This is a genomic window from Shinella sp. R2-11, from assembly GCF_055330205.1.
The window spans coordinates 1-16164 of the sequence record NZ_JBVAPC010000020.1 but is presented as its reverse complement, the minus strand read 5'-3'; the positions used below and the strand labels follow the sequence as shown (position 1 = coordinate 16164).

Here is a 16164-nt window from a genome sequence, read left to right as displayed (position 1 = left end):
TCTGCGGCGCCTCGCAAGCGCCGTGCCGACGCTGTTCATCGTCGTCACCATTTCGTTCTTTCTCATGCGCTTCGCGCCCGGCGGCCCGTTCAATCTCGAACGCCCCCTGCCGCCCGCCACGATGGAAAACCTGATGCGGGCCTACCAGCTCGATCAGCCGCTCTGGCGACAGTACCTCACCTATATCGGCAACGCCGTGACCGGCGATTTCGGGCCGAGCTACATCTACAAGGACAACACGGTCGCCGAACTCATCGGCAAGGGCCTGCCCTATTCGATCGAGCTCGGTTTCTACGCGCTGCTGCTGGCGCTCATCGGCGGCGTCATCGTCGGAACCATCGCCGCCTTGCGGCAGAACAGCGTGCTCGACTTCGCCGTCATGTCGGTCGCGACCGTCGGTGTCACGGTTCCGAACTTCGTCGTCGGCCCGGTGCTGACGCTGATCTTCGCCATCGTGCTCGCCTGGCTGCCGGCCGGTGGCTGGGGCGACGGGTCGCTGCGCTTCCTCATCCTGCCGATGATCGCGCTGGCGCTGCCGCAGCTTGCGGTCTTCGCGCGTCTTACGCGCGGCTCGATGATCGAGGCGCTGCGCACCGACCACATCCGCACCGCGCGGGCCTATGGCCTGCCGGCGAAGTCGGTGGTCGTGGTGCATGCCATGCGCGGCGCCATGCTGCCGGTCGTCTCCTATCTCGCGCCCTGCGCGGCGGCGCTGCTCACCGGCTCGGCCGTCGTCGAGACGATCTTCACCATTCCCGGCGTCGGGCGCTACTTCGTGCTCGGCGCGATCAACCGCGACTATACGCTCGTCATGGGCACAGTCGTGCTGATCGCCATCTTCGTCATCGTCTTCAATTTGGCTGTCGACATCGTCTACGGCCTGCTCGATCCGAGGGTGCGCCATGACTGACGCCGTCGTCTCCCCCGCGCCCGAGCGCGACGTCAAGGAGCGCAGCCTCTTCCAGCTCGCCGTCATGCGCTTCCGCCGCAACCGGCCGGCCATGGCGGGCAGCGTCATGCTGGTGCTGATCGCCTGCTTCTCCTTCCTCGGCCCGTTCTTCATCAGCCACAGCTACGACCAGGTCTTCTCCTCCTATGTCACGACCCCGCCGAGCCTCGAGCCGCGGCCGGGCGCCGATGCGCTGGAGGAGGCGATGAAGAGCGTGGCGGCGCGGGCGCGCGTCGAGCTCCAGTCCTTCTCCGTCGAGGGCGAGAGCTTCACGGCGGTCGTGACGGCGAAGGACCCGATCGATCCGCGCACGACACGCTATTTCGACCGCGCCAACGAGTTCGACAGGACCGCGGTCGTCTCCACGGAGGACGACGGCCGCAAGCTGACGCTGACAGGCATCGTCGACCGGGAATATTTCCTGTTCGGCACGGATACCAACGGGCGCGATCTCATGGCGCGCGTCATGCTCGGCGGGCAGATCTCGATTGCCGTCGGGCTTCTCGCCAGCCTCGTCTCGCTCGGCATCGGCGTCGTTTATGGCGCGATCTCCGGCTATATGGGCGGGCGCGTCGACAACGTGATGATGCGCTTCGTCGAGATCCTCTATTCGCTGCCCTTCGTCTTCCTCGTCGTCGTGCTCGTCGTCTTCTTCGGGCGCAGCTTCGTCCTCATCTTCATCGTCATCGGGGCGGTGGAATGGCTCGACATGGCCCGCATCGTGCGCGGCCAGACATTGTCGCTCAAACGGCGGGAATTCATCGGGGCGGCGGAAGCGCTCGGACTGACGGACTGGCAGATCATCCGCCGGCACGTCATCCCCAACACCATCGGCCCGGTCGTCATCTTCGTGACGGTCATCGTGCCGAAGGTGATCCTGCTCGAAAGCTTCCTCTCCTTCCTCGGCCTCGGCGTGCAGGCGCCGCTGACGAGCTGGGGCTCGCTGATCGCGGAAGGCGCCAACAACATCCAGTCGGCGCCGTGGCTGCTCGTCTTCCCCGCCATCTTCTTCGTCGTCACGCTCTTCTCGCTGAACTTTGTCGGCGACGGCCTGCGCGACGCATTCGACCCGAAGGACCGCTGACATGGCAGAGACCAAAGAGACCATGGAACCGATCCTTGCCGTCCGGGACCTCAAGGTCTCCTTCACGACGCCGGACGGCGAGGTGAACGCCGTCAAGGGCATCGACCTCGACGTGCGCCCCGGCGAGACGCTGGCGGTGGTGGGCGAATCCGGCTCCGGCAAGAGCCAGACCATGATGGGCATCATGGGCCTGCTCGCCGCGAACGGCCGGGTCTCGGGCTCCGCGAAATACCGCGGGCGGGAGATGGTCGGGCTTGCCCCGAAGGCGCTCAACGAGATCCGCGGCGCGAAGATCACCATGATCTTCCAGGAGCCGATGACCTCGCTCGATCCGCTCTATCCCGTCGGCAGGCAGATCGCCGAGGTGATCGTGCATCACCGCGGCGGCACGCGGAAGCAGGCGCGCCCGCGCGTTCTTGAATTGCTGAAGCTCGTCGGTATTCCCGACCCGGAGCGCCGCATCGACAGCTATCCGCACGAAATGTCCGGCGGCCAACGCCAGCGCGTCATGATCGCCATGGCGCTCGCCAACGAGCCGGACATCCTGATCGCCGACGAGCCGACGACCGCGCTCGACGTGACGATCCAGGCGCAGATCCTGAAACTCCTGCGCGACCTGCAGAAGCGCTTCGACATGGCGATCGTGCTCATCACGCACGACCTCGGCATCGTCCGGCATTTCGCCGAACGCGTCGTCGTCATGCGGCGCGGGGAAGTGGTGGAGCAGGGCGCGACGGCGGCGATCTTCGACACTCCGAAGGCCGACTATACCCGCATGCTGATCGAGGCCGAGCCTTCGGGCCGCAAGGCGCCGCCGCAAGACGATGCGCCGATCATCCTCGAAGGCCGCAACGTCGTGGTCGACTACAGGATCGACGGCGGGTTCCTGAAGACGCGCGCCTCGACCTTCCGCGCCGTCGACAATGTCACGATCAGCCTGCGCGAGGGGCAGACCATCGGCGTGGTGGGCGAGTCCGGCTCCGGCAAGTCGACGCTGGGGCGGGCACTGCTGCGGCTCATTTCCAGCGAGGGCGCCTATCGTTTCGGCAGGGCGGACATTTCCCATCTCGACCGCACGGGCATGCGGCCGCTCCGGCGCGGCATGCAGCTCGTCTTCCAGGATCCCTACGGCTCGCTCTCGCCGCGCCAGACGGTGGGCGAGATCGTCACCGAGGGGCTCTACGTGCACGAGCCGCAGCTTTCGCGGGCCGACCGCGACAGGCGGGCGATCGCGGCGCTGAAGGAGGTCGGGCTCGATCCCGCCGCGCGCAACCGCTATCCGCACGAATTCTCCGGCGGCCAGCGCCAGCGCATCGCGATTGCCCGCGCGATGATCCTCAAGCCGCAGGCGGTGGTGCTGGACGAGCCGACCTCCGCGCTCGACCGCTCCGTGCAGGGCCAGGTGATCGAGCTCCTGCGCGATCTCCAGTCGCGCCACGGCCTTTCCTATGTCTTCATCAGCCACGATCTTTCGGTGGTGCGTGCCATGTCCGACTATGTCGTGGTGATGAAGGACGGGAAGATCGTCGAGGAAGGGCCGACGGATGCCATTTTCAGCGCGCCGCGGGAGGCTTATACCAAGACCCTGATCGGCGCGGCCTACAATATCGGGCCGTGAAACCTATAAACGCAGGAGACGGGATGGTCGAGAGCCGCTTGCCGCATATCGTGCTCTTTTCGGGCGGCACCGCCTGCCGCACGACCAATCTGGCGCTTCTGTCCAAGCCGGTGCGGCTGACCCGCATCGTGCCGGCCTGGGACAGCGGCGGCAGTTCCAAGGTGATCCGTGAAAGCCTCGGGGTGCTCGCCGTCGGCGACATCCGCCAGGCGTTGATGACCATGGCGCATGGCGAGGGCCGCGCCGGCGACGTGGTGAAGGTGTGCAACGCGCGCCTGACCACCGGCACGCAGGAAGATGCCCGCACGGAATTCGCGCTCTATGCCGAAGGCCGCCATCCGCTGCTGGAGCGCATGGAGCCGGGGCTTCGCGGCGCGATCCTCAACTACCTGCGCACCTTCCGCGCGGCGATCGGCGGGGATTTCGATTTCCGCAACGGCAGCATCGGCAACTTCATCCTCACCGGCGCGCATCTCGCGCATAACCGCGACATCAACACCGCCATCTTCGTCTTCCGCAAGCTCTGCGACATTGCCGGCCATGTCTGGCCGTCGACGGCGGAGGGCGGGGTCGACCTTTCCGCCATCCTCAACGACGGCACGCGCATCGAGGGGCAGCACCGGGTGACGGCGCTGGAGGAGGGGGCCGGGCGGACGGGCATCCGCGAGATCATGCTTTCGGCGGCGGGCGGCGGCGTGCCGGCCAACGATGCCGTGCTCGAAAGCCTCGAAAGCGCCGACGCCATCGTCTTCGGGCCGGGCAGCTTCTTCACCAGCGTCCTGCCGCATTTCCATGTCGAGGGCATCGTTCCGACGATCGCCCGCAACGTGCATGCCCGCCGCGTCTTCATCGGCAATATCCTGCAATGCCGGGAGACCCGCGGCTTCGACCTTGCCCGCATGCTCGATATCGCCGGCGCGTTGTGGCAGGCGCGCGGCGGGGCGGATGCACGCCCGTTCACCCATGTGCTGGCGAACCGCCAGCTCCTGCCCTTCGAGAAGACCGTCGGGGCCTTCGCCTATCTCGGCAACGGTGCGCTGGCGGAGACCTGCCTGCGGCTCGGCGCGGAGGCGGTGGTCGAGGAATTCGAGGACCCCTGGCAGCGCGGACAGCACGACGGCCGTACGGTCGCCGACGTCCTCAGCTCGCTCTTGCCGGCGTAGGGTTCGCCGGCATCCAGGCGCGTGCCGTGGCGAAGGCGAGGAAATCGTCGGAGGCCATCGGGCGCGCGAAGGCGTAGCCCTGCAGTATATCGCAGCCGAGGCGGCGCAAGAGTTCGGCATGCTCCATCGTCTCGACGCCTTCCGCGACCGTCTCGATGCCGCGCACCTTGCCGATATCGACGATGGACTGGACGAGGCTCTGCTGCGCGGCCGATTCCAGCAGCGGCTGCACCAGCCGGCGGTCGATCTTCAGCCGCTTGGGCGAGAGTTCGAGGAGGCTGACGATGGAGGCGTGGCCGCTGCCGAAATCGTCGATCTCGATGTCGATGCCGAGCGCCTTGATCTCCTCGATCACCCGCTTGAGCCCGTCGTCCGCGGCATCGAAGGAGATCGATTCCAGCAGCTCGAAGGTCAGCGAGCCGGGGCGGATGTTCATGGCCCTCAGCTTCTCGACCAGCCCGTCGTCGTGCAGGCGCTGGCAGGAGACGTTGACCGAGACGCGTGGGATATCGAGGCCGAGGCCCTCCCAGCGGATGGTCTGGAACAGTGCCTGCTCGAGGATCGCCTCGTCGATCCGCGCCACGACATTGAGGCTTTCGGCGACGGGCAGGAAGACGTCGGGCGGCACGAAGCCGCGTGTCGGGTGCTCCCAGCGGGCCAGCGCCTCGACACCGACGATCTCCAGCGTTTCGGCATCGAACTGCGGCTGGAAGAAGGGCCGGAACTCCTGGCGCTCCAGGCCGCGCAGGATCTCGTCGCTGAGGCGCTTCACCTCGACGGTGCGCAGGCGCAATTCGTCGTTGAAGGCTTCCACGCGGTTGCGGCCTCGGCGCTTGGCCTCGTAGAGCGCGATATCGGCATTGACGAGAAGCTGTTCGGCGGATTCCTCCGCGTCGTTGCGCGTGGCGATGCCGATGCTCGCGCCGATGCGACAATCGTGACCCTCGATCGCCATGGGCTCGCTGATCGCCTCGATGAGGCGGGCGGAGAGGGTGGGGAAATCGGCTGCGGCGGGATCGCGTTGCGACAGGAGCACGAATTCGTCGCCGCCGATGCGGGCGATGAAGTCCTCGGCAGGCACATGCGCGCGCAGCACGCCGGCCGCCTGTTTCAGCACTTCGTCGCCGGCGGCATGGCCGAGCGTGTCGTTGATGTCCTTGAAGCGGTCGAGGTCGATATGCAGCAGCGTCAGCGGACGGTTGTCGTCGCCGGCAAGGGCGAGCTGCTGGTCGAGGAAGCGGCGGTTGGGCAGGCGGGTCAGCGCGTCGTGCAGGGAGTTGTGCTCCATGGCGCGGCGGGCGTCCTCCAGCGCGCGGTTCTGCGCCTCGGCCGTCAGCTTGGCCTTCAGCAGCTCGGCCTGCAGCTCGATGTCCTCCGTCACGTCCCAGTTGGCGCCGACGATGCGCTTGGCGCCGGAGGAGGCGCGATAGGTCATGCCATGGGCGCGGATATGACGGACGCCGCCATCCTTCGCGAGCACCCGGAATTCGGTGATATAGGGCTGTTCCATCTCGATCGCCGTCGCGAAGGCCCGCTCGGCCTCCTTGAGATCGTCGGGATGGAGCGCCTTGCGCCAGTCCTCGTAGCGACAGACCGGCTGGGAGGCAGGAACGCTGTAGAGTTCGCGCATGCGCTGGTCCCAGGCAAGGACCCCGCTTTCGCAATCGTATTCCCAGACGCCGACGCGCGAGGCATCGAGCGCGAGCTGCAGGCGCTGCGAGACGGTCTCGAGCCGCTCCTCCCGGTCCTGCAGCGCGATGATGTGGCGGTGGCGGTCCTTCATCAGGTAGCCGACCCAGAACATCGGCGCGACGATGATGACGGCGAGCAGCGCAAGGCCGGCGCGGAAGGCCCCGAGGCTCGCTGAAGGCTGGCGCCAGCCCTTGAGGGGCGCGGCCGAAACCGTCCAGACCTCATGGCCGATATCGATGGTCATCACCACCGGCTCCGTATCGACCGGGGCCGGAGTGCTGAAGAAGGTCCGGGCGTCCCCGCCCTCGTGCGACCGGCTGGAGATCGACACGGCAAGGCGCATGTCGTCCTTGAAGCCGCTGCCGGCCAGCAGCTTGTCGAGGTCGATCACGGCGGAGGCGATGCCGAGGAACGCATTGTCCCTGCCGGCATGGATCGGATAGCGCGCGATGACCCCGCGGCCGCCCTGCACGAGATCGACGGGGCCGGTGACGATCAGCCGGTCGAGCACCTGCACCTGGAGGGCGGCGGCGCGCTGGCGCTCGTTCTTGCGGTAGTCGAGGCCGATGCTGCGCTCGTTGCCCTTTTGCGGGTAAACGAGCGAGACGACGAAATCCGGCGCGATGGCGAGATTGCGCAGCTCGGTGTCTTCGCGGAAGATGCGGCTGGCAAGATCGGAGAAGCGCTGCTGCGACATGCCGGGCTCGCTTGAGAAGGTCGCGATGAGGCCTTCGACCAGCTTGACGTTGCCGAGGATGTTGCCGAGGAGGCGCGAGCGCAGCAGGCCGAGCTGCTCGGTGGTGGAGGAGCGCAGATATTCCTCCTCGAGCCGGCGTTTCTGCACGTCGGCGAGCAAGGTGGCGACGAGGACGGCAAAAGCAACCACGATGGCGGGGATGTAGTATCCCAACCCCCGGAAGGAGAAATGCGCATTCCGGTCCGTCATCGCGTCTCGCTCGTCTCCGCGCGCTTGCCCTCTCGCCGGACTTTTACACCCGCCGGTCAGGGACGATGGCAGACGCAACTTAATATTTGCTGACGACGCGATTGCCGGTTTGGAGGATGGAGGCTGCATCTGCGCATCAAGCCGCCGAAGTGCGGGATGCCGCGCAATCATAACGCGTTCTATTGCCAATCGCCGCTCTTCGCGCAATCCTGAAAGCGCCCTGGCCGCGCGCGCATTATCGTGTTCGCGCGGCCTATTTTTTGCGATTGCCTGCCATATATGAAATGTCTTGCCCCGACGGGCCGTTCCAAACGTGGTGAAAATACCGCCATGGATTTCCCGCACAGCACGAAAGGTCATCTCATGCGTCCAGCCGTCAAATTCCTCGGAGCTGCCCTCGCGCTCGGTCTTGCCGCCGGCGCCGCCCAGGCCCAGGTCGTCGTCTCCTCCAAGATCGACACCGAGGGCGGGGTGCTTGGCAACATCATCCTTGCCGTGCTGAATGCCAACGGCATCCAGACGACGGACCGGGTGCAGCTCGGCGCGACGCCGGTCGTGCGCAAGGCGATCGCCGCCGGCGAGATCGACATCTATCCGGAATATACCGGCAATGCCGCCTTCTTCTTCGAAAAGGCCGACGATCCGGCCTGGAAGGACGCGACCAAGGCCTACGAGCTTGCCAAGACGCTCGATTTCGACGCCAACAAGATCGTCTGGCTGACGCCGTCGCCGGCCAACAACACCTGGGCGATCGCGTTGCGCAAGGACGTCGCCGAACCGAACAAGCTGGCGACGCTGACGGATTTCGGCAAATACGTCTCCGGCGGCGGCAAGGTGGTGCTCGCCGCCTCGTCCGAATTCGTCAATTCGGCCGCGGCGCTTCCGGCCTTCCAGACGACCTACAGTTTCACCCTGAAGCCCGATCAGCTCATCACCCTTTCGGGCGGTGACACGGCCGCGACCATCTCGGCCGCCGCCAACCAGACGAACGGCGCCAATGCCGCCATGGTCTACGGCACCGATGGCGGCATCGCCCCGTCCGGCCTCGTCGTGCTCGAGGACGACAAGGGCGTCCAGCCGGTCTACCAGCCGGCGCCGATCATCCGCGAAGCCGTGCTGAAGGAAAATCCGCAGATCGAAGACCTCTTGAAGCCGGTCTTCGAGAAGCTCGACCTCGTCACGCTGCAGGACCTGAACGGCCGCGTCCAGGTGGGCGGCGAGCCGGCCAAGGCCGTTGCCGAGGACTTCCTCAAGAAGAACGGCTTCCTGAAGTAGGCCGGCCTTGCCCTTCGCCTTTCGCGGCGAGGGGCCTTTCGAAAGGCATCCATGACGCTCAGGATCGACAAGCTCGGCGTGGTGATCGCCGCATTGCTGGCCTACGGCGCCTTTGTCGCGCCCTTCGCCAATTTCCGGGCCAACCGCATCGTGCCGGGCGAGGCCCGGTCGATCCTCGAGGCGCTTCCCGGCGGGCTCGGGCCCGCGCTCCTCGCCTTCGTCGCCGTGGCCATCGTCCTCATCGTCCTGAAGACGCCGACGGTCCTGCGGCTCGTGCTCGGCCTTGCCGCCATTCTGGCGCTTGCCGTCCTGATCGGCCTTTCCGCCGGCCATCTCACGCCGCCGGAGAACAGCTATGCCCGCGTCGCGCCGGCCTCCGGCTTCTGGCTTACGGGCTTTGCCTTCGCGCTTCTGGCCGCCGATGCGCTGACCCGGCTGAGGCTGTCGCCCTATGCCCGTATCGCGCTGCTTGCCGCCGTCGTGCTGGCGGCGGCGGTGCTCCTGATGTCCGGTGCCTGGGACGGCCTGTCGCTCATGAAGGAATATGCGAGCCGTGCCGATACGTTCTGGCTGGAGGCGGGGCGGCATGTCGTGCTGGCGCTCGGCTCGCTCGCCGCCGCCACGCTCGTCGGCCTACCGCTCGGCATCCTCTGTCATCGGGTGGAGGCGCTGAGGGCCGGCGTGCTCAATGTGCTGAACATCATCCAGACGATCCCCTCCATCGCGCTCTTCGGCCTCCTCATCGCGCCGCTCGGCTGGATCGCGCTGCATGTGCCGGGCGCGGCGGCCATCGGCATTCGCGGCATCGGCGCCGCGCCCGCCTTCGTCGCGCTGTTCCTCTATTCGCTGCTGCCGGTCGTCGCCAATACGGTGGTCGGCCTTGCCGGCGTGCCGCGCGATGCCGATGATGCCGCGCGCGGCATCGGCATGACGGGTCGCCAGCGGCTCTTCGGCGTCGAACTGCCGCTCGCCTTCCCGGTCATCCTCACCGGCATCCGCATCGTGCTCGTGCAGAATATCGGGCTTGCGACCATCGCCGCCCTCATCGGCGGCGGCGGTTTCGGTGTCTTCGTCTTCCAGGGCATCGGCCAGACGGCGATGGACCTCGTGCTGCTCGGCGCGGCACCGACCGTCGCGCTGGCCTTCGCCGCCGCCGTCCTGCTCGATGCCGCGACGGAAATCTCCAGCAACAGATCCGGCAGGGCCGCATGATCGAGATCGACAGCATCACCAAGCGCTATGGCGATACGGTCGTCGTCGACAATGCCTCGATGACCATCGCCCCGCACACGATCACCGTCATCGTCGGCACGTCCGGGGCGGGCAAGACGACGCTCATGCGCATGATCAACCGCCTCGTCGAGCCGAGCTCGGGCGAGATCCGCATCGACGGCGCGCCCAACACGGCCATTCCCGGCTACGAGCTGCGCCGCCGCATCGGCTACGCCATCCAGGGGCATGGCCTCTTCCCACACCGCACGGTCGCGCAGAACATCGCCACCGTGCCGTCGCTGCTCGGCTGGGAGAGGGCGCGCATCGACGCCAAGGTCGAAGAGCTGCTGTCGCTCTTCCAGCTCGATCCCGCCGCCTTCGGCCCGCGCTATCCGCACGAGCTCTCGGGCGGCCAGCAGCAGCGCGTCGGCGTCGCCCGGGCGCTTGCCGCCGAGCCGAACATCCTCCTGATGGACGAGCCTTTCGGCGCGCTCGACCCCGTCATCCGCGCCAAGGCGCAGGACGACCTCCTGGCGATCCAGAAGCATTTCGGCACGACTATCGTGCTCGTCACGCACGACATGGGGGAGGCGTTCCACCTCGCCGACAGGATCGCGGTGATGGACGAGGGGCGGATCGTGCAATATGCCAGGCCCGAGGAGATGCTGGTGAAGCCCGCCACCGGTTTCGTGGAGACGCTGATCGGCGCGGGCGAGCGGCCCTTCCGGTTGCTGTCCATCGGCACGGTGGGCGATGCCGTGGAAACAGGCACCGCCGAAGGCGAGCCGCTTGCGGCCGGGACGAGCCAGCGCGATGCCTTGTCCGCGCTGCTCTGGTCCGGCCGCGAGGCGCTGCCCGTCGTGGGGCCCGACGGCGCGCCCATCGGCCGCGTCACGCTTGCCGGCCTTGCCCGCCGCGCCGCGAGGCCGCAATGAGGCGCCTGCTGCCCAATCTGCTGCGGCTTGCGGTGCTTGTCGTGCTGGTCACGTTCCTCGTGCAGCCGGCGCTCTTCGAGCCGCTGCTGAAGCCGCTGGTGCAGGCCAATGCGCCGGCGGTCTACAACCAGGGCAGCCTTCTGTCGCTGACGCTGTCGCATCTCGCCACGGTCTTCCTCGCGACCTTCGCCGCGACCGTCGTCGCCATCGGTCTTGCCATTCTCGTGACGCGGCCGATCGGCGCGGAGTTCCTGCCGCTCTCGCGCAGCCTCGTGAATATCGGCCAGACCTTTCCGCCGGTCGCCGTGCTGGCGCTTGCCGTGCCCGTCGTCGGCTTCGGCGAGAAGCCGACGCTGATCGCACTCTTTCTCTACGGCCTCCTGCCGATCTTCGAGAATGCCATGACCGGCCTTTCCACCCTGCCGCCCGCCATCATGGAGGCGGCGCGCGGCACGGGCATGACGGCCCGGCAGCGGCTGACCAAGGTGGAATTGCCGCTCGCCTTGCCGGTCATCCTTGCCGGCATCCGTCTTTCGGTGACGATCAGCCTGGCGACGGCCACCATCGGCTCGACGGTGGCGGCGAGGACGCTCGGCGAGGTCATCATCGCGGGCCTGCAATCGAACAATCTCGCCTTCGTGCTGCAAGGCGGCCTCGTCGTCGCCGCGCTGGCGGTGCTGATCTACGATGCCTTCTCCGCCGTCGAGCGCGTGCTGTCGCGCCGGGCCGGGCGCGTCTAGAGCATTTCCGCTTTTCTTCGAATCGCGAAAACGCTCTAACTCTTTGTTTTAACGCAATTCCGGACGTAAAACCGCTTCGCACTTTTGCTGGAATTGCTCTAGTCGTCGGTCTCCAGGTCGTAGACGAGGATGCCGGCGACCCCGCCTTCCGCGGCGGCGACGAGCCGGGCACCGGTTTCCCTGTGTCCGGGGTCTTCCAGATAGGCGTCACGGGAGAAGCTGTCGGCGAAGTCGACGATGAAGCCGTCGCTGAAGCCCTTGTCCATGCCCTCTTCCGGGCTGACATTGGTGCCGACATGCACGGCGACCATGCCCGGCAGGCGGTCCTTCAGGGCGTCGATCTCATTGAAGAGCTCGCTCTTGTAGGCGGTGGAAATGGTCGGCTTGAAGCGGATGAAGACGCAGTGGCGGATCATGGCAATCCCCTATCGGATGTTGGCGCGGGCGCGCGGGCGCGCATCGTTGCGCTCATATGAGAAGACCTGGGCCGGCAGCGCCGGCAGGCCGCGGATGATGTCGGCGCCCTTCTCGCCCACCATGATCGTCGGCGCATTGGTGTTGCAGGAGGGAACGCGCGGCATGACGGAACTGTCGCAGACGCGCAATCCGTCAAGCCCATGCACCTTCAGATCGAGCCCGACGACCGCATCCGCGCCCGTGCCCATCCTGCAGGTGCCGACCGGGTGATGGTCGGTCTTGGCATTGGCGCAGCCGTAGTCGAAGAGGTCCTCGTCGGTCACGGCTTTCGGCCCCGGCAGGCGCTCGGCCATCACGAAGGGCTTCAGCGCAGCCTGCTGCATGATCTCGCGGGCGATCTTCAGGCCCTCGATCGACATCTTCCGGTCATGCGGGTCTTCCCAGTAGTTCGGGTCGATCAGCGGCGTGGCGGCGGGATCGGCGGAGGCGAGGCGGACCGTGCCCTTCGAGCGGGGATGCAGATAGGCGGAGTTCAGCGTCACGCCGGCATTCTTCAGCCTCTCGACGCCCGCCTCGATGCCCGAGCCGAGGCCGAGATGGAACTGGATGTCCGGCGAGCGGGCTTCCGGGTCGGCATACCAGAAGCCACCCGTCTCGAAGAGCGAGGAGGCGACGGGGCCGGAGCGGAAGAGGATGTATTGCAGGCCGGCCCAGAGCGTGCGGTGCAGCTTGGCGACGCCGTCATAGGTGTGGTCGCCGGTGCATTCGGAAATGACGAAGAGGTCGAGATGGTCCTGCATGTTGGAGCCGACGCCGGGCAGCTCGTGCTTCACCGCGACGCCGACCAATTTCAGGTGATCGGCCGGGCCGATGCCGGATTGCAGGAGCAGCTTGGGCGAGCCGATGGCGCCGGAGGTGACGAGCACCTCGCGCTCCGCCCGGATCGTCTCGACGCCGCTTGCCGTCACCACCTCGACGCCGACGGCGCGGGTTCCTTCCAGCACGATGCGGGCGACGCGGGCGCCGGTGCGGATGGTGAGGTTCTTGCGATCCCTGATCGGCGAGAGATAGGAAAGCGATGCGGAGGAGCGGCGGCGGTTGCGCTGGGTGAGCTGGTAGAAGCCGACGCCCGCCTGCTGGCGGCCGTTGAAATCGTGGTTGTAGGGAATGCCGAGCTCCTGGCCGGCGCGGATATAGGCGTCGCAGATCGGCAGCGCGGAAACCGGCATGGAAACGCCGAGAGGCCCGCCATAGGCATGGTAGTCGTCGGCGAAGCGCTGGTTGTCCTCGGCGCGCTTGAAATAGGGCAGGATCTCCCGGTAGCTCCAGCCCTCGCAGCCTTCTTCGCTCGCCCAGAGATCGTAGTCCGCCGCATTGCCGCGGGTATAGAGCTGGGCGTTGATGGAGGAGCCGCCGCCGATGACCTTGGCCTGCGTATAGCGCAGCACGCGGCCCTTCATGTGCTTCTGCGGCACGGTCTCCCAGCCCCAGCTCGCCACGCCCTTCGTCATCTTGGCGAAGCCCGCCGGCATGTGGAACAGCGGGTTCCAGTCCCCGCCGCCGGCTTCCAGCAGCAGCACGCGCACGGTCGGGTCTTCCGAGAGCCGGTTCGCCAGCACGCAGCCGGCCGGTCCCGCGCCGGTGATGATATAGTCGTAGGTCATGCCCTGTCCTCAGAATTTCGGTGCCGTGGCGGAGGGATCGCCCCTCATCCGCCTGCCGGCACCTTCTCCCCGCAAGCGGGGCGAAGGAATTTGCCGTGCCCTCTCGTCTCCCTCGCCCCGCTTGCGGGGAGAGGGCGGGGTGAGGGGCTGCCCCGTCAAAGCCGCCCGATGGCAAGGCCGCCGTCGAGATTGATCACCGAGCCGGTCGCGAAGGCGAACTTGCCGGTCGCAAGCGCCGCCGCGGCGCTGCCGATGTCGTCCGGCTCGCCCCAGCGCTTCATCGGCACGAGGCCGCTCTCGATGAGCGCGTCGTATTTCGCCGAGACGCCGGCCGTCATTTCGGAGCGGATGATGCCGGGGCGGATCTCGAAAACGGAGATGCCCGTATCCGCGAGCCGCAGCGCCAGCCCCTGGCTGAAGGCGGCAAGGCCCGCCTTGGTCATGCAGTAGTCGAGCCGTTCGGGCGAGGTGAGACCGGCCGAGACGGAGGTGATGTTGATGATCGAGCGCGGGCCAGGCGCCTGTTTCGAATGCAGCATCGCCTTCAGCACGGCCTGGGTGAAGAAGACGGTGCCGCGCAGGTTGGTCGCGACGATCGCGTCGAAATTCTCCGGCGACAGATCGAGGAAGTCGCCGCGCACGACGGAGGCGATGCCGGCATTGTTGACGAGGCAGGCGATGGCGCCGAGCCGGTCCTCGATGCTTGCTACGGTCGCGGCGTGGCCGGAAAGCTCGGCGAGGTCGCCCTTGAGGTAGATCGCCCGGCCGCCGAGCGCGGCAAGGTCGTCGAGCATGGCGTCGGTCGCGGCGTCACTCTCGCCGATGCCGGTGATGGCGATGTCGAAGCCTTCGGCGGCAAGGGCCCTGGCGATGCCGAGGCCGATGCCGCGGCGGCCGCCGGTGACGATGGCGACGGGACGGGGTGCGGTCGTCATGCGGCAAGGTCCCTGGACTGGATGTGGTTCGCCACCCGCAGCGCCTGTGCGGCGACCGTCAGCGCAGGGTTCACGGCGGCGGAGGTCGGCAGGCAGGAGGCATCGACCACGAAGAGGTTCGGATGGTCGTGAGCGCGGCACCAGATATCGAGCGGCGCCGTCGCCGGATCGCTGCCGATGCGCACGGTGCCGCACTGGTGCGAGGGCGTGCGCTTGTCGAAGGCGCGCGCGAGGACGATGGGGAAGCCGGCCTTCTTGAGCGCGCTCTTCAGCTTGCTCACGAGATCAAGATGGGCCTGCCAGTTGGTGCGCGTCCATTTCATGACGATCCGGTCGCGGTCGACCGTGATGCGGCTTTCGGGATGCGGCAGGTCCTCGCTCATCGCGTAGAAATCGATGGCGCGGCTTGCGACCTGCTCCAGCAGCCATTCCGGCACGGAGGGCATGTTGGCCTTCAGGATCTTCCCCGAGACGCGGCCGAGAAGCTGCACGTTGCCGAGCGGCGGGCCGCCGTTGCCGTCCGAGAGGTAATAGTCGTTGAAGCCGAAGGTCTTCTGGTAGACGGAGGTGTTGCTGTAGAAGGGCGAGAGGCCGATCACGGCGCTCGAATTGTGGTTCATGAAGTTGCGGCCGACCTGGTCGGAGCTGTTGGCGAGCCCCTTCGGGAAGGCCTCCGAGGCCGAGCGCAGCAAAAGCACGGCGGATTGCACCGCGCCGGCCGAGAGGATCACCAGCCTCGGCGAAACGCTCTCCGCCTCGCCGCCGCGAACGTAGTGCACGGTCGAGATCGTGCGGCCGTGCGGGGCGGTGGCAAGCCGCGTCACGCGGCAATTGGTGCGCAGTTCGACATTCGGATGTTTCAGGGCTTCGGCCAGCGCCGTGCTCTCCGCGTCCATCTTGCCGTCGTTGCAGTTCGGATGCGCATCCCATGGCGTCTTCGCCTTGGCGAGCCAGCGGTCGATATCGACGCCGAGCGGCAGGGAATAGGGATGCAGGCCGTTCGCCTTCATCTTCGCGCGGACCTTCGCGATGGCCGGCTCGTCCGGCACGGGCGGGAAGGGGTAGGGCGCGGAATGGTGCGGCTCTGTCGGGTCCTCGCCGAGCGTGCCGCGCACGTTGTAGAGCCTTTCGGCGGCGGAGTACCACGGTTCCAGCTCCTCGTAGGGAAAGGGCCAGGCGGGGGAGACGCCGTCGCGGTGGCGCATCTCCTCGAAATCCTCCTTGCGGTAGCGCACCAGCACCGCGCCGTAGAATTTCGAGTTGCCGCCGACATTGTAGTAGTTGCCGGGGTTGAAGGCGGTGCCGTCCGCCTCGTACCACATCTCCTTCGGGCGGAAATGGCCGCGCTGGAAGATGGCGCGCTGGTCGCGGTTCTCCGGCAGGTCGGGCAGATGATCGCCCGCTTCGAGGATGACGATCCTGGCGCCTGTCGGGGCCAGCGCGGCGGCCATGGTGGCGCCGCCGATGCCCGATCCGATGATGACGATGTCCGGCTGCGTGGTCATGGGTTTCTCATGCGATACGAAGCTTGCTA

General features: G+C 67.0%; 13 protein-coding genes. 8 read left to right on the top strand and 5 right to left on the bottom strand.

What is annotated here, in order from left to right; all coding sequences use genetic code 11:
- The first annotated feature begins 1 nt into the window (after position 1).
- The 4 genes from ACZ1A1_RS24770 to ACZ1A1_RS24755 are packed head-to-tail and all read left to right on the top strand — an operon-like array spanning position 2 to position 4814.
- Positions 2–910, top strand: coding sequence for an ABC transporter permease subunit (locus ACZ1A1_RS24770; RefSeq protein ID WP_463622038.1), 909 nt, complete (start codon positions 2–4; stop codon positions 908–910).
- Positions 903–2033 carry an ABC transporter permease gene (locus ACZ1A1_RS24765; protein ID WP_463622037.1) on the top strand — a complete coding sequence of 377 codons (1131 nt, stop codon included), beginning with the start codon at positions 903–905 and terminating at the stop codon, positions 2031–2033. Before ACZ1A1_RS24770 ends, ACZ1A1_RS24765 begins: the two co-directional genes overlap by 8 nt.
- A 1-nt stretch (position 2034) precedes the next feature.
- Positions 2035–3651, top strand: coding sequence for an ABC transporter ATP-binding protein (locus ACZ1A1_RS24760; RefSeq protein WP_463622036.1), 1617 nt, complete (start codon positions 2035–2037; stop codon positions 3649–3651).
- Between the two features lie 23 nt (positions 3652–3674).
- Entirely contained in the window at positions 3675–4814 is a 1140-nt protein-coding gene (locus tag ACZ1A1_RS24755) for a gluconeogenesis factor YvcK family protein (protein WP_463622034.1), read from the top strand.
- On the opposite strand, the gene ACZ1A1_RS24750 is transcribed toward ACZ1A1_RS24755, so the two are convergent.
- On the bottom strand, positions 4792–7452 hold the full coding sequence (locus ACZ1A1_RS24750) for a bifunctional diguanylate cyclase/phosphodiesterase (RefSeq protein ID WP_463622033.1): 2661 nt from the start codon (positions 7450–7452) through the stop codon (positions 4792–4794). The genes ACZ1A1_RS24755 and ACZ1A1_RS24750 overlap by 23 nt on opposite strands.
- A 363-nt stretch (positions 7453–7815) precedes the next feature.
- On the opposite strand from ACZ1A1_RS24750, the gene osmF reads away from it, so the two are divergent.
- The 4 genes from osmF to ACZ1A1_RS24730 are packed head-to-tail and all read left to right on the top strand — an operon-like array spanning position 7816 to position 11614.
- The gene (gene osmF / locus ACZ1A1_RS24745) at positions 7816–8727 is read left to right on the top strand and encodes a glycine betaine ABC transporter substrate-binding protein OsmF (protein ID WP_463622031.1); all 912 of its coding nucleotides are present in this window, start codon (positions 7816–7818) and stop codon (positions 8725–8727) included.
- Between the two features lie 51 nt (positions 8728–8778).
- Complete coding sequence (locus ACZ1A1_RS24740) at positions 8779–9939, top strand: ABC transporter permease (RefSeq protein WP_463622030.1); 1161 nt, start codon at positions 8779–8781, stop codon at positions 9937–9939.
- Positions 9936–10874 carry an ABC transporter ATP-binding protein gene (locus tag ACZ1A1_RS24735; protein WP_463622029.1) on the top strand — a complete coding sequence of 313 codons (939 nt, stop codon included), beginning with the start codon at positions 9936–9938 and terminating at the stop codon, positions 10872–10874. Before ACZ1A1_RS24740 ends, ACZ1A1_RS24735 begins: the two co-directional genes overlap by 4 nt.
- Positions 10871–11614 carry an ABC transporter permease gene (locus ACZ1A1_RS24730; protein WP_313193247.1) on the top strand — a complete coding sequence of 248 codons (744 nt, stop codon included), beginning with the start codon at positions 10871–10873 and terminating at the stop codon, positions 11612–11614. Before ACZ1A1_RS24735 ends, ACZ1A1_RS24730 begins: the two co-directional genes overlap by 4 nt.
- Before the next feature lie 98 nt (positions 11615–11712).
- Here the strand turns inward: ACZ1A1_RS24730 and ACZ1A1_RS24725 are convergent, their stop codons facing one another.
- The 4 genes from ACZ1A1_RS24725 to ACZ1A1_RS24710 form a co-directional block, all read right to left on the bottom strand.
- Complete coding sequence (locus tag ACZ1A1_RS24725; RefSeq protein WP_313193246.1) at positions 11713–12030, bottom strand: Dabb family protein; 318 nt, start codon at positions 12028–12030, stop codon at positions 11713–11715.
- 9 nt (positions 12031–12039) lie between these two features.
- Positions 12040–13695, bottom strand: coding sequence for a GMC family oxidoreductase (locus tag ACZ1A1_RS24720; protein WP_463622028.1), 1656 nt, complete (start codon positions 13693–13695; stop codon positions 12040–12042).
- Positions 13696–13850: 155 nt separating this feature from the next.
- Positions 13851–14630 (bottom strand): 3-ketoacyl-ACP reductase, encoded by a 780-nt coding sequence (locus ACZ1A1_RS24715; protein ID WP_463622027.1) that lies wholly within the window; start codon positions 14628–14630, stop codon positions 13851–13853.
- Positions 14627–16135 carry a GMC oxidoreductase gene (locus tag ACZ1A1_RS24710; protein ID WP_463622026.1) on the bottom strand — a complete coding sequence of 503 codons (1509 nt, stop codon included), beginning with the start codon at positions 16133–16135 and terminating at the stop codon, positions 14627–14629. Before ACZ1A1_RS24710 ends, ACZ1A1_RS24715 begins: the two co-directional genes overlap by 4 nt.
- Between the last annotated feature and the right edge of the window lie 29 nt (positions 16136–16164).

Coding starts and splice junctions, on each gene's coding strand:
- ACZ1A1_RS24740 (WP_463622030.1), top strand. CDS start 8,779: ATGACGCTCAGGATCGACAAGCTCGGCGTGGTGATCGCCGCATTGCTG.
- ACZ1A1_RS24725 (WP_313193246.1), bottom strand. CDS start 12,030: ATGATCCGCCACTGCGTCTTCATCCGCTTCAAGCCGACCATTTCCACC.
- ACZ1A1_RS24750 (WP_463622033.1), bottom strand. CDS start 7,452: ATGACGGACCGGAATGCGCATTTCTCCTTCCGGGGGTTGGGATACTAC.
- ACZ1A1_RS24765 (WP_463622037.1), top strand. CDS start 903: ATGACTGACGCCGTCGTCTCCCCCGCGCCCGAGCGCGACGTCAAGGAG.
- ACZ1A1_RS24720 (WP_463622028.1), bottom strand. CDS start 13,695: ATGACCTACGACTATATCATCACCGGCGCGGGACCGGCCGGCTGCGTG.
- ACZ1A1_RS24760 (WP_463622036.1), top strand. CDS start 2,035: ATGGCAGAGACCAAAGAGACCATGGAACCGATCCTTGCCGTCCGGGAC.
- ACZ1A1_RS24735 (WP_463622029.1), top strand. CDS start 9,936: ATGATCGAGATCGACAGCATCACCAAGCGCTATGGCGATACGGTCGTC.
- ACZ1A1_RS24755 (WP_463622034.1), top strand. CDS start 3,675: ATGGTCGAGAGCCGCTTGCCGCATATCGTGCTCTTTTCGGGCGGCACC.
- osmF (WP_463622031.1), top strand. CDS start 7,816: ATGCGTCCAGCCGTCAAATTCCTCGGAGCTGCCCTCGCGCTCGGTCTT.
- ACZ1A1_RS24710 (WP_463622026.1), bottom strand. CDS start 16,135: ATGACCACGCAGCCGGACATCGTCATCATCGGATCGGGCATCGGCGGC.
- ACZ1A1_RS24715 (WP_463622027.1), bottom strand. CDS start 14,630: ATGACGACCGCACCCCGTCCCGTCGCCATCGTCACCGGCGGCCGCCGC.
- ACZ1A1_RS24730 (WP_313193247.1), top strand. CDS start 10,871: ATGAGGCGCCTGCTGCCCAATCTGCTGCGGCTTGCGGTGCTTGTCGTG.